Raw genomic sequence first — 11,727 nt, 5'->3', positions numbered from 1 at the left:
TCGTGAACAAATCAGGACCTGAAGCCAAGCTGCTTGTAGTTGACGACGAGCCGAACATCCGGGAACTGCTCTCCACCTCGCTGCGGTTCGCGGGATTCGACGTGGTCGCCGCCGCGAACGGGCGCGAGGCCCTCGCCGCTGCCGAGACCCATAACCCCGACCTCGCCGTGCTCGACGTGATGCTGCCGGACATGGACGGCTTCACCGTCACCCGTCGGCTCCGCGCCGCCGGCCGACACTTCCCCGTGGTCTTCCTGACCGCACGTGATGACACCGATGACAAGGTCACCGGCCTCACCGTGGGCGGCGATGACTACGTCACCAAACCCTTCAGCCTGGACGAGGTGGTCGCCCGCATCCGCGCGGTCCTCCGACGCACGCAGCCTCACGACGACGACGGCGCAGTCATCCGCGTCGATGACCTTGAACTGGACGATGACGCCCACGAGGTGCGCCGCGGCGGCCAGGTCATCGACCTCTCCCCCACCGAGTTCAAGCTCCTGCGCTACCTGATGATGAATCCCAACCGCGTGCTCTCGAAGGCGCAGATCCTCGACCATGTGTGGGAATACGACTTCAACGGGGACGCCTCCATCGTTGAGTCCTACATCTCCTACCTGCGGCGCAAGATCGACAAGAACCCGGACGCCCCGGCGCTCATCCAGACCAAGCGCGGGGTCGGTTACCTACTGCGCACCGCTGACAAGCGCTAGCAATCCGCTCCGTACCCGCTGTGATTCGTCGTTGGAAATCTGCCTCACTCCGCACGCAGCTGATTGCCATCATGACCCTGCTCATGGTGTTCACCGTTGCCATCACGGGCATCGTGACAATGTCACTCCTGAGGAACAGTTTGGTCATTCAAATGGACCAGGACATCGAAGCTAACGCACAGTCGGTGACCAACAGCATCGGCGCCATGGGCAGCGACACCAGCCAGAACCTGTTCCGCTTCTACGGCGTATGGCTCGATGCCGACGGTGACACAGTCCGCTCCACCCACCCCTCCGGCCTTTCAGAGGTTCCCGCACTTCCTCGCCTTGACCGGGAGGATGTTGAGAGACTCGACCAGAAGGGCTTCACCGTTCCCGGGAGCAGGAATGAGAGCGAGTGGCGCGTGATTGTCTTCCCGCTGGTCGAGGACGACAGCTCCGTTGCTGTTGCCACCCCGATGTCCACTGTGAACGACACCGTCTCCGAGGCGGGCCGCATCATCTTCACGGTCGGACTCTTTTCCATCGCTGCGGCCTCGATCGTCGCCTACCTCGCGGTCACCCGGCAGTTCCGACCTCTCAGCCGGGTGGAACGAACGGCGGCCGCAATCGCCGGCGGAGACCTTTCACGACGCGTCGAAGTTGAGCGCCCCGCCACGGAAGTGGGCAGGCTCTCCCGCTCCCTCAACGCAATGCTCGCTCATATCGAGTCGGCATTCGCCGCAAGGATGGAATCTGAGCGGAAGATGCGCCGTTTCGTTGCGGACGCCTCGCATGAACTGCGCACGCCTCTGGTCACCATCCGCGGGTTCTCGGAGCTTTACCGCCACGGCGCCCTCCAGAATAACGACGACGTCAAGGCCGCCATGGGTCGCATTGAAAGTGAAGCCAAGCGCATGGGACAGCTGGTCGAGGACCTGCTGACCCTGGCGCGCATCGATGAGCAGCGGCCGCTGGAGTCCCAGCCCCTTGATCTGCTCGTGCTGGGAAACGACGCCGCCATGGACGCGCGCGCCATCGCGCCTGAGCGGACCATCAGGGTGATAGGGCTCGACGGCGGGCCTGCCCGGCATGCCCCGACGGTCGGCGACGAGGCCCGTCTACGCCAGGTCGTCGGGAACCTGATGACCAATGCGCTGCGCTATACGCCCGAAGGGTCACCGATCGAGGTTGCGGTCGGCGTCGCTCCGGTCATCCACGGCAGGAGCGATTCCGTGCTTGAGGTTCGCGACCACGGCCCCGGAATCTCCGAGGAAGATGCCGCACGCGTTTTTGAGCGCTTCTACCGAGCGGATTCTTCGCGCTACCGGGAAACCGGCGGCACGGGTCTGGGCCTCGCGATTGTCGCCGCCCTCGTTGCACAGCACGACGGAAGCGTGCGGCTCGAAGAGACTCCCGGGGGTGGAGCAACCCTGTCGATCAGACTGCCGCACGACGCCGAGAGCGTTGCTCCGGCGGACGACTGATTCCTCGGGCGCGACTTCAGTGCTTCTGTAGTCCCGCAGGCCTTTCCTCCACAGCCAGCCGGGCGGGTGCTGGTTACCCACATTCGGCTTCTTCCGGCTCCGCCGGCCTGCCCCCGCGCTCTAGCGTCAGGAGCGCAGGGCATCCCGTTAGGAGAAAACACAGGAGGAACAGGTGACCTATTTCAACGTCAACACGGATTCATTGGCGGCCAAGAGTGCAGATGTGCAGAACACTATTGCGCGGCTTCAGGCGGAGGTGAACGCCATGCAGTCGGGCCTGCGGTCCCTTGAGTCGGAGTGGCAGGGCCAGGCATCGCAGAACTTCCAGCAGCTGGTGACGGACTGGCGTGCTACCCAGACCAGGGTTGAGGAGTCGTTGACCAGCATCAACCAGGCGCTCGGCGTGGCAACAGAGCAGTACACGCAGGCTGAGCTCAGCAACGCCCGCATGTTCATGCACTAGCCCCTTCAGCAACCTGAAAGGCAGAAGGCCGTTCACCCGTGAGGGGTGAACGGCCTTCTGCCTGTCTTTGCGCTTTGGAGCGGCCGGTGAGGCGGGAGGCTTAGAAGCCGCCCATACCGCCCATGCCGCCCATCTCGTCGCCGCCGCCTGCGGGAGCTGCCTTCTCAGGCTTGTCCGCGACAACAGCTTCGGTGGTGAGGAACAGACCCGCGATGGAGGCAGCGTTCTGCAAAGCAGAGCGGGTAACCTTCACAGGGTCGTTCACACCGGCAGCCAGGAGGTCCTCGTAGTCGCCGGTTGCGGCGTTGAGGCCGTGGCCTGCGGGCAGTCCGCGAACCTTCTCGATAACGACGCCGGGCTCGAGGCCTGCGTTGAAAGCGATCTGCTTGAGGGGGGCGTCGATGGCGATGCGAACGATGTTTGCACCGGTTGCCTCGTCCCCTTCCAGGTTGAGGTTGGCGAATGCCTTGGCGCCGGCCTGAATCAGGGCCACACCACCACCGGCTACGATGCCTTCTTCAACAGCAGCCTTCGCGTTGCGTACGGCGTCCTCGATGCGGTGCTTGCGTTCCTTGAGCTCAACCTCGGTTGCTGCGCCCGCCTTGATGACTGCAACGCCACCGGCCAGCTTGGCCAGGCGCTCCTGCAGCTTCTCGCGGTCGTAGTCGGAATCGGAGTTCTCGATTTCGGCGCGGATTTGTGCAACGCGACCGGCGATTTCCTCGGCATTGCCTGCACCCTCGACGATTGTGGTCTCGTCCTTGGTGACAACAACCTTGCGTGCCTGACCCAGGAGGTCCAGTGTGGCGCTCTCCAGCTTGAGGCCAACTTCTTCGGCGATGACCTGGCCACCGGTGAGGATAGCGATGTCAGCCAACTGGGCCTTGCGGCGGTCGCCGAAGCCCGGAGCCTTGACGGCAACGGACTTGAAGGTGCCGCGGATCTTGTTGACCACGAGGGTAGCCAGTGCTTCACCCTCAATGTCTTCAGCGATGATCAGCAGCGGCTTACCGGACTGCATGACCTTCTCGAGGACAGCAACGAGGTCCTTGACGTTGGAGATCTTCGAGTTGACGATCAGGATATAGGGGTCTTCGAGGACCGTCTCCTGGCGCTCTGCGTCAGTGACGAAGTAGCCGGAGATGTAGCCCTTGTCGAAGCGCATACCCTCGGTGAGCTCAAGCTCGAGGCCGAAGGTGTTCGACTCCTCGACGGTGATGACGCCTTCCTTGCCAACCTTGTCGAGGGCTTCGGCAATGAGGTCACCGATCTGCTGGTCACCGGCGGAGATCGAAGCCGTGGCTGCGATCTCTTCCTTCGTCTCGATTTCCTTGGCGGAAGCGAGGAGCTCGGCGGTGACGGCGTCAACTGCCTTCTCGATGCCGCGCTTGAGGCTCAGCGGGTCAGCACCGGCGGCTACGTTGCGCAGGCCTTCCTTGACGAGTGCCTGGGCGAGGACGGTGGCGGTGGTGGTTCCGTCACCTGCGACGTCGTCAGTCTTCTTGGCAACTTCCTTGACCAGCTCGGCGCCGATCTTCTCGAACGGATCGTCGAGTTCGATTTCCTTGGCGATGGATACACCATCGTTGGTGATCGTGGGAGCGCCCCACTTCTTCTCAAGGACAACGTTGCGACCGCGGGGGCCCAGCGTAACCTTGACTGCGTCAGCGAGGGTGTTCAACCCGCGCTCGAGGCCGCGGCGTGCCTCTTCATCAAAAGAAATGATCTTGGCCATAACGGCGTAGGTCCTTTCGGGACGGTCATGCGTATGCTGCTACCGGTCTGTGATGCCCGCGACGGACGAGCAGATCCGGGAAGATCTCTGTACCTCCCGAACCGGCCCTCAACACAGAGGTTGCCTGGTTCACTCATGGGGCGGCGCCTTAGCAGTCGTCGCACCTGAGTGCTAACTCAATAATTAGCACTCACACCCCGCGAGTGCAAGCTGTTTCACCTGAGAGAAAACAACGACGACGGCGCGCCGCCCCTGACAGGGAGAAGCGCGCCGTCGTCGTTCGGGTACTGTGTGGGTCGGCTCAGGATGCGAGGCGCACCGCCTCAGCCTGCGGCCCCTTCTGTCCTTCACCGATCTCGAATTCAACCCGCTGGCCCTCGTCGAGTGCGCGGTAGCCCTCCATCTCGATTGCCGACCAGTGCACGAAGACATCCGCCCCGTCTTCATCGACGGTGATGAAGCCATATCCCTTTTCAGCGTTGAACCATTTCACGGTTCCCTGCGCCATGTTGTTCTCCCACTATGTAGATCCCCGCTTAGCTGGTGGTGGCGGGGCTGAGATACATCTAATCCCAGAACATCTGACCGGTGATGCAGAACACAATGAATGTTATTGATCCTTAACCGGATGCCTACTGGAAACCCGGACCAACCACCACGGTGATATTGCCGAACCCGGCATCGCCCTGCACTATGCCGATTCCCAGGGTGCCCGCAAGCGCCTCAGCCGTGGCGCGCTGTTCTTCGCCGTTGTAGAAGACGACCGACCCCTGCAGCTGCTGACCGGACCAGTTGCCGATCTGGGTCACGTTCCAGCCGTCGCCCTGCAGGCGTCCAGCCGCGGTGCTCGCCAGCCCGGCGACCGTCGTTGCGTTCAGTACGGCGACCGGCTGCTCGCGGTCGACGACACCCTCCGATTCAGTCTCTTCCGCGGTCGGCTCTCCTTCCGGGGTGGGTTCAGTGCTGGGAGACCCGAAGTCCGTCGGCGTCGGCTCCGCGCTCGGAGACCCGAAGTCCGTGGGCGTCGGCTCCGCACTGGAATCTTCGTCTGACCTCTCGCTCGCTGCATCCTCGGCCGAAACAGACGGCTCCGGGGCGGAACTGCTGGTCTCGGAAGTCGCCGCGCTGACCTGTCCGATACCCAGGCGCGGGAAAAGGAAATACGCGGCCAACCCAACCGCCAACACCAGGAGCCCTGCGACAATCTTGAAGGCCAGGCCGCTTGACTTAGGCGGCACCCGGCGCTCACGGTGGACTCCCTGCCGAGCGGCGGATTCTGGGACCCGGTCGAATTCGTCGCGGGGATATTGGGTCATGTGGCGGTGAATCCTTGGCTCGAGAGTGGCGTGAGTGCTAGACGTCAACGCCAAGACGTCGCGCAGAACGGGCTCGTTGGCGGGTTGTACGTAGTCTACGCAATCTCTTTACGAGCATCGGATCGTGAGCAAGGGCGGCCTCGGTATCGATGAGAGCGTTGAGAATCTGGTAGTAGTGCGTGGCGGAGAGATCGAACATCTCCCGAATAGCCTGCTCCTTGGCGCCCGAATACTTCCACCACTGCCTCTCGAGCTCAAGCATGCGCTGTTCGCGCTCACCGAGACCGGATTCCCGGGCTTCTGTGGAGCCTTCACGATCCGTCTGCGCTACCGGGCCCTGCATCCCCACGACGCACCGTCCAATCCACCGTTTCCGCGCGATCTACTTCGTCCATGGTAGTGCCGAATCACACCGTTGTCATTTGTACCGGTTGTAGAGGCCGCGTGCCGAAACCGGTCAAGATGGAGCCATGAACGACGACGGCGCCCCCACCCTGCCCTTCCCGCCGGTGCCCGGGGCGGCTCTGCCGTTCGCAGCTCCGGCAACGCTCCACGACGTCATGGCAACGGATTGGGCTGAGGCTCTGAGACCGGTCCAGCCGCAGGTTCACGAACTGGCCCGGGCGTTGGCACTCGAACAGCGGAATGGAGTTCAGGTGCTGCCGGGCCCGAACCACATCCTGCGGACCTTCACCTATCCACTGAGCCATGTGAAGGTCATCATCGTGGGCCAGGATCCCTATCCCACGCCCGGCCACTCAGTTGGGCTCGCGTTCTCAGTGACCCGTCAGACCAAGTTGCCGCGCAGTCTCGTGAATATCTACAAGGAACTCGCCGCGGACCTTGAGGCCCCGGCTCCAACCCACGGTGATCTATCCGGCTGGGCAGACGAGGGAGTCTTCCTGCTCAACCGGGTTCTCACTGTGCGCGCGGGAGAAACAGGATCCCACCGAAAGCTGGGCTGGAACGCCGTCACTGACGCCGCGGTCCGGGCGCTGGTTGCGCGCGACCAGCCGCTCGTAGCCATCCTCTGGGGCCGCGAGGCCGCACAGCTCAAACCGCTGCTCGGCTCCACGCCGCTCATTGAGTCCGCCCACCCAAGCCCGCTGTCCGCTTCCCGCGGCTTCTTTGGTTCCCGGCCCTTCAGCCGTGCGAACGTGCTCCTCGCGCAACAGGGCGCCGAACCTGTGAACTGGCTGCGCAGCTAGTCACAGTCAGCGGCGGCGGTTGCGACGCCGTTCATTGCTGCTCAGATTCTTGGTCAAGGGCCGTGCCAGATTGTCACCGAGGACCACGCCTCCGGCAATGGCGAGGATGATCGTGAGTGCGTTGAACAACCCGATAGCACCGGCGCCGGACAGGTCAGTTTCGATCGTGAGGTCATACATCGACCGGAAGATTGTGAGTCCCGGGTAGAGAAACATCACGGCAGGCACCGCGACCACAAGCTGCGGAGCGCCCATCCGAAGGGCAACCACTCTGGCAAGCATGCCGATCAGCACAGCCGCTATGGCCGGTGCCAGCCTGTAGCCGACGCCGAGACTGACAACCAGCGAGTAGAGCAGGAACCCTGCCGTTGCGATGAGCGAGGTAGGGACAACGAGTGACATGTCCGTCTGCTCGGCGACACAGATCATCGCGACCGCTATGAAGACGAGTACCGCAACCACAGGCAACGGATACAGCGAACCATCCGACGACGTCACATCGAGTTCCGGGATGCCGATGAGGTTTCCCAGCACAAGCGCCACGGAGATGCCGGACACGAGGCCCGCGAAAACAAAGAAAGCGGAAAGGAACCGACCTGCTGCGGTGACTGGAAAGCCGTTGATAGCGTCCTGGGTAGCGGAGACCAGCCGTCCTGTCGGCAGCAGCAGCAGGATGCCGCCGACCACTACCAGGGCTGGCGAGATCGGCGCATTCAGCCACCACATCAGCATCGCGATCAGCGTGACCAGCGCCGCCGATGTCGCCGTCGCGAAGAACTCGGGCACCCTCCAGCGCCCCAACTGCCGTGAGAACAGGTCGACGCCGATGCAGCTTGCGAACGAGATGAGGGATCCCAGCGGACCGCCGCCGATGAAGGCGACGATCGCCGCCGCGAAGACGCCGAAAGCGGCCGTTACCATCCAGCGCGGGAACGGCTTGGGTCGGTGGGTGATCTCGTCCAGCCGCCGGATCGCTTCGGAACGGTCGACGCCGCCGTCGACGATATCCGTCACCAGCTGATGGACACGCGTCAGCCCGGCATAGTTGTTGGTCCAGGACCGCACCACCCGGAGGACGGTGGTGGGCGTCTGGTCCTTGGCTGAGTAGTTCAGCACAACCGACTGATTGGTGATGTCCACTTCGATGTTGTCGAGTCCGAACGCGGCGGTCACGGCAATGATGCTCGTCTCCACCTCGAGCGCTCCTGCGCCGTACCGGAACATCGTCTCTGCGAGGCTGAGGGCGAAATCGAGCGTGCGGCGGGCGCCGACGTCGGGCCCGCCCGCCTGAATGGTGGGGTTCGCGTAGGGGCTGCCTGCGAGCCGCTCGACGAGGTTCATTGCCTGGGTAGGCGGCGCCTCTCCCTGGACCAGGCGTCGCAACATCTTGCGGGCCGCGAGCTGCGAACGGTCAGGACGCGCGTTCTGCGGGGTGATCGGCAGAGCGTGGGTCGGATTTGCAGGGGGCTGGGCGGGAGCACCGGCTTTCCTTGCAATCTTCGACTTGGCCTTTCCCGGCGTTACCGGAGGCCTCACAACGGGCAGCTGTTCGGCCACCGGAGAGGGGTTGGTATCCGGGCTCCGGCGCTTGCTGGCACCGGTCTTGTCTGCCACTTCTTATGCACCTTTCATGACGCGAGCTCGCTTCGCGCCCGGGTTTTATTGCGATTTAGTAGAACGGTTGATGTGTGCGCCGCCAGTAGATCTGACGCATGACCCGCTCGCCCAGCTTCTGCCATGCACGGTACTTCATGGGGCTGAGTACCAGGTCATAGCAGCCCACGAAGTCCGTGACGGACTTCGTGAAACTCGTCTTGAAGAGGCCGAGCCCGTGGTGCTGGTGGCTTTTGTCCTTCAGCTGATCGCTTGGCGGCGTTCCACAGAAGTCGTATTCAACAATATTGTGCTCGGTCTTGAGGTCATTGATCGCCTTCCACTGCAGGAGATGTGAATCTCCGTACTGCGAGCGCCCCGGTTTGGAGCCGCCATCCTTGTACGTGCCCTTGCGGCCGTAGTTGATCACGAATGCGCCGACCGAGGGTTCGCCGGCCTCATGTACGAAGTACAGGCGGCCCTGCCCTGCGGAGACAAAGTTCGACCAGAAGCGCCGGTAGTACTCGAACGAGCGGAGGCGTGCCGCTGACCTGTCCTCGATGTGTGCCATGAGGCGGTACATCGTCCGGAAGTTTTCGTCCGTGGGTTCCATCTGCTGGACAGTAACACCTTCGCGCTCGGCACGCCGGACGGCATTGCGGCCGCGGGAATGCAGGTTGCGCAGCAGCTGATTGGGTTCCGGAGTGGTATCGAGGATGGCGGTGTGGTCGTTCGGCTGCAGGTTGAAGGACTTGACGAGGCCTGCGCGGCGGAAGAGTAAGCGGACGTTCTCGTTGTCCACGATGTCGGGCTCAATTTTTACCGCGAAGACCGACAAGCTGGAGTTCCGGACGAACTCTTTGCAGGCGTCCAGCACTGACGGAACGTCTTCGGGAGCAGCGACATCGGGGCCTTTGATCAGGTACCAGAGGCTTCCGAGCAGCGGAACTTCCTTCTCGAGGACGAGGTTGTACGTGTTGTATTCCGCGGATTCAAAGACAAGGAACAGCGGTTTCCAGCCATGGTGGGACTTCACCTCGGCAAAAGCGGCAGACTGCAGCAGATTGCCGCCGTTGGGGTTGGTTAGGACCAGGGAATCCCAGTTCTTGCGTTCTTCCTCAGTGGCAAATCGCGCAGTAAACGTACCCATGGTCCTCAATCACAAACTGGTCGGCAGGCGTCGATTCAGTGTAGCCGTTTGTCCCCAGGGAGCTGACTGCGCCCTATACCGCTGGGGAAGAGGATGGATAGCATCGAAACTATGGAATTCAGATACCTCGGAAACAGCGGACTCAAGATCTCGGAAATCACCTACGGAAACTGGCTGACGCACGGTTCCCAGGTGGAGAACGACGTCGCCACCCAGTGCGTGCGCGCGGCGCTCGACACAGGCATCAGCACGTTCGACACAGCAGACGTATACGCGAACACCGCGGCTGAGACCGTGCTTGGCGAGGCCCTCAAGGGTGAGCGCAGGCAGTCGCTGGAGATTTTCACCAAGGTCTACGGGCCAACCGGCCCCAAGGGCCACAATGACACCGGCCTGTCCCGCAAGCACATCCTGGAGTCGATCGACGGTTCCCTTCAGCGGCTGCAGACGGACTATGTGGATCTATACCAGGCCCACCGGTATGACTTCGAATCACCCCTGGAAGAAACGATGCAGGCGTTCGCCGACGTTGTGAGGCAGGGCAAGGCGCTCTACATCGGCGTAAGTGAGTGGACGGCGGAGCAACTGCGGGATGGGCATGCCCTTGCCAGGGAACTGGGCTTCCAGCTCATTTCCAATCAGCCCCAGTACTCCATGCTCTGGCGGGTCATCGAGGAAAAGGTGGTGCCGACCTCGGAGGAACTCGGAATCTCCCAGATTGTGTGGTCGCCTGTGGCCCAGGGTGTCCTGACCGGAAAGTACAAGCCGGGCCAGGCACCCGAGGACGGTTCGAGGGCTGCCGATGACAAGGGCGGCGCGGACATGATCAAGCGCTGGATGTCGGACGAGGTGCTCACCGGTGTGCAGAAGCTTCAGCCCCTAGCCGACGAGGCCGGCCTCAGCATGGCGCAGCTTGCCATCGCATGGGTGCTGCAGAACCCCAACGTCGCGTCGGCGATCATCGGTGCTTCGCGTCCGGAACAGGTCGAATCGAACGTTGCAGCCGCGGGTGTCAGGCTTGAGCCCGCGCTCATGAAACAGATCGATGAGGCGATCGGAGACCTTGCCGAAACGGACCCCGCCAAGACAACCTCCCCCGAAACTCGCCAGGCATGAGGCTCGCGGTCACCGGATCCACCGGCAAGCTTGGACGCAGCGTGGTTACCGGGCTGCGGGAGGCCGGACACCAAGTCCATGGCTTCGACCTGCACGGCGAGCGCGGACCGGGATTCCTCTCGATTGACCTGACCAACTACGGCGACGTCGTGGACGCCTTCATCGGAGTGGACGGTGAGCGCTCCGGCTTCGATGCCGTCGTTCATCTCGCCGCAATCCCCGCTCCCGGCTTGCAGGCCGATGCCGCCACTTTCCGTAACAACATGCTGGCGACGTACAACGTATTCCAGGCCTGCAGGAGGGCCGGAATTCAACGGATCGTGTACGCCTCCAGCGAGACCGTTCTCGGGCTTCCCTTTGAGGAGGACCCTCCGTACATCCCGGTCGATGAGGAGTATGACGCCCGACCGGAGAGCACCTACTCGCTCGTCAAGCACCTCGAGGAGCAGATGGCCATCCAGCTCACCCGCTGGGACCCGACGCTGAGTATTACGGCCCTGCGGTTCTCCAACGTCATGGACCCGGAGGACTATGCGGCGTTCCCCTCGTTCGATTCGGATCCGCTCCTCCGAAAGTGGAACCTGTGGGGGTACATCGACGGACGGGACGGCGCTCAGGCCGTGTTACGAGCCCTTGAGACTGCTCAGGATGGCTTCGACAGGTTCATCATCGCGGCGTCCGATACGGTGATGAGCCGTTCGAGCGCGTCTCTGGCAGCGGAGGTATTCCCCGACGTCGAGGTCGTCAAGGAGGTCAGCGAGCACGAGACCCTTCTGTCGATAGACAAGGCGCGGCGCCTCCTGGGATTCGAGCCCAAGCACAGCTGGCGGGACCACGCAGGCGGATAGGTCGGAGTGGTGCTTCCAGACAGCGGGAAGCACCACCGCAGCTAGCCTCCACCGAAAATGCTCAGTAGGCTTACTGATTACGGAGCGCCGCTCCAAAAGCAATCGTCGAAAGGACCGGT

At 62.7% G+C, this 11,727-nt stretch carries 12 protein-coding genes; 6 read left to right on the top strand and 6 right to left on the bottom strand.

Annotated elements, in window-relative coordinates:
• The first annotated feature begins 2 nt into the window (after positions 1–2).
• From AC4D1W_RS00225 to AC4D1W_RS00215, 3 genes are all read left to right on the top strand, one after another.
• Entirely contained in the window at positions 3–713 is a 711-nt protein-coding gene (locus tag AC4D1W_RS00225) for a response regulator transcription factor (RefSeq protein ID WP_490892110.1), read from the top strand.
• 71 nt (positions 714–784) lie between these two features.
• A complete protein-coding gene (locus AC4D1W_RS00220; RefSeq protein WP_490897356.1) occupies positions 785–2,179 on the top strand; it encodes a sensor histidine kinase in 1,395 nt (464 codons plus the stop codon).
• Between the two features lie 172 nt (positions 2,180–2,351).
• Entirely contained in the window at positions 2,352–2,642 is a 291-nt protein-coding gene (locus AC4D1W_RS00215) for a WXG100 family type VII secretion target (RefSeq protein ID WP_490897355.1), read from the top strand.
• A gap of 100 nt (positions 2,643–2,742) precedes the next feature.
• On the opposite strand, the gene groL is transcribed toward AC4D1W_RS00215, so the two are convergent.
• The 4 genes from groL to AC4D1W_RS00195 all read right to left on the bottom strand — a co-directional run bounded on the left by groL (position 2,743) and on the right by AC4D1W_RS00195 (position 6,036).
• Entirely contained in the window at positions 2,743–4,377 is a 1,635-nt protein-coding gene (gene groL / locus AC4D1W_RS00210) for a chaperonin GroEL (RefSeq protein ID WP_490892107.1), read from the bottom strand.
• 301 nt (positions 4,378–4,678) lie between these two features.
• A complete protein-coding gene (locus tag AC4D1W_RS00205; RefSeq protein ID WP_490892106.1) occupies positions 4,679–4,885 on the bottom strand; it encodes a cold-shock protein in 207 nt (68 codons plus the stop codon).
• Positions 4,886–5,009: 124 nt separating this feature from the next.
• The gene (locus tag AC4D1W_RS00200) at positions 5,010–5,693 is read right to left on the bottom strand and encodes a LytR C-terminal domain-containing protein (RefSeq protein ID WP_490897354.1); all 684 of its coding nucleotides are present in this window, start codon (positions 5,691–5,693) and stop codon (positions 5,010–5,012) included.
• A 37-nt stretch (positions 5,694–5,730) separates the two neighbouring features.
• On the bottom strand, positions 5,731–6,036 hold the full coding sequence (locus AC4D1W_RS00195) for a DUF3263 domain-containing protein (RefSeq protein ID WP_490897871.1): 306 nt from the start codon (positions 6,034–6,036) through the stop codon (positions 5,731–5,733).
• A 127-nt stretch (positions 6,037–6,163) separates the two neighbouring features.
• Here AC4D1W_RS00195 and AC4D1W_RS00190 point away from each other — a divergent pair, with 127 nt between their 5' ends.
• Positions 6,164–6,901 carry a uracil-DNA glycosylase gene (locus tag AC4D1W_RS00190; RefSeq protein WP_490892104.1) on the top strand — a complete coding sequence of 246 codons (738 nt, stop codon included), beginning with the start codon at positions 6,164–6,166 and terminating at the stop codon, positions 6,899–6,901.
• A gap of 6 nt (positions 6,902–6,907) precedes the next feature.
• On the opposite strand, the gene AC4D1W_RS00185 is transcribed toward AC4D1W_RS00190, so the two are convergent.
• Together AC4D1W_RS00185 and AC4D1W_RS00180 are read right to left on the bottom strand one after the other, a co-directional pair.
• Positions 6,908–8,515 (bottom strand): threonine/serine exporter family protein, encoded by a 1,608-nt coding sequence (locus tag AC4D1W_RS00185; protein WP_490892103.1) that lies wholly within the window; start codon positions 8,513–8,515, stop codon positions 6,908–6,910.
• 55 nt (positions 8,516–8,570) lie between these two features.
• Entirely contained in the window at positions 8,571–9,644 is a 1,074-nt protein-coding gene (locus tag AC4D1W_RS00180; protein ID WP_490897353.1) for a lipid II:glycine glycyltransferase FemX, read from the bottom strand.
• Positions 9,645–9,755: 111 nt separating this feature from the next.
• On the opposite strand from AC4D1W_RS00180, the gene AC4D1W_RS00175 reads away from it, so the two are divergent.
• Positions 9,756–10,760 carry an aldo/keto reductase family protein gene (locus AC4D1W_RS00175; RefSeq protein ID WP_490897352.1) on the top strand — a complete coding sequence of 335 codons (1,005 nt, stop codon included), beginning with the start codon at positions 9,756–9,758 and terminating at the stop codon, positions 10,758–10,760.
• Positions 10,757–11,608: an NAD-dependent epimerase/dehydratase family protein gene (locus AC4D1W_RS00170; protein ID WP_490892100.1), complete on the top strand. Its 852-nt coding sequence runs from the start codon at positions 10,757–10,759 to the stop codon at positions 11,606–11,608. Before AC4D1W_RS00175 ends, AC4D1W_RS00170 begins: the two co-directional genes overlap by 4 nt.
• Positions 11,609–11,727 lie beyond the last annotated feature (119 nt).

The organism is Arthrobacter sp. TJ-170 (assembly GCF_058269305.1).
The sequence above is the reverse complement of the archived record's forward strand: the minus strand, read 5'-3'. Positions and strand labels throughout refer to the sequence as shown.

Excerpts from the sequence above, each read along its gene's own strand:
- groL (WP_490892107.1), bottom strand. The coding sequence starts at position 4,377 with ATGGCCAAGATCATTTCTTTTGATGAAGAGGCACGCCGCGGCCTCGAG.
- AC4D1W_RS00170 (WP_490892100.1), top strand. The coding sequence starts at position 10,757 with ATGAGGCTCGCGGTCACCGGATCCACCGGCAAGCTTGGACGCAGCGTG.
- AC4D1W_RS00190 (WP_490892104.1), top strand. The coding sequence starts at position 6,164 with ATGAACGACGACGGCGCCCCCACCCTGCCCTTCCCGCCGGTGCCCGGG.
- AC4D1W_RS00205 (WP_490892106.1), bottom strand. The coding sequence starts at position 4,885 with ATGGCGCAGGGAACCGTGAAATGGTTCAACGCTGAAAAGGGATATGGC.
- AC4D1W_RS00180 (WP_490897353.1), bottom strand. The coding sequence starts at position 9,644 with ATGGGTACGTTTACTGCGCGATTTGCCACTGAGGAAGAACGCAAGAAC.
- AC4D1W_RS00175 (WP_490897352.1), top strand. The coding sequence starts at position 9,756 with ATGGAATTCAGATACCTCGGAAACAGCGGACTCAAGATCTCGGAAATC.
- AC4D1W_RS00200 (WP_490897354.1), bottom strand. The coding sequence starts at position 5,693 with ATGACCCAATATCCCCGCGACGAATTCGACCGGGTCCCAGAATCCGCC.
- AC4D1W_RS00220 (WP_490897356.1), top strand. The coding sequence starts at position 785 with ATGACCCTGCTCATGGTGTTCACCGTTGCCATCACGGGCATCGTGACA.
- AC4D1W_RS00195 (WP_490897871.1), bottom strand. The coding sequence starts at position 6,036 with ATGCAGGGCCCGGTAGCGCAGACGGATCGTGAAGGCTCCACAGAAGCC.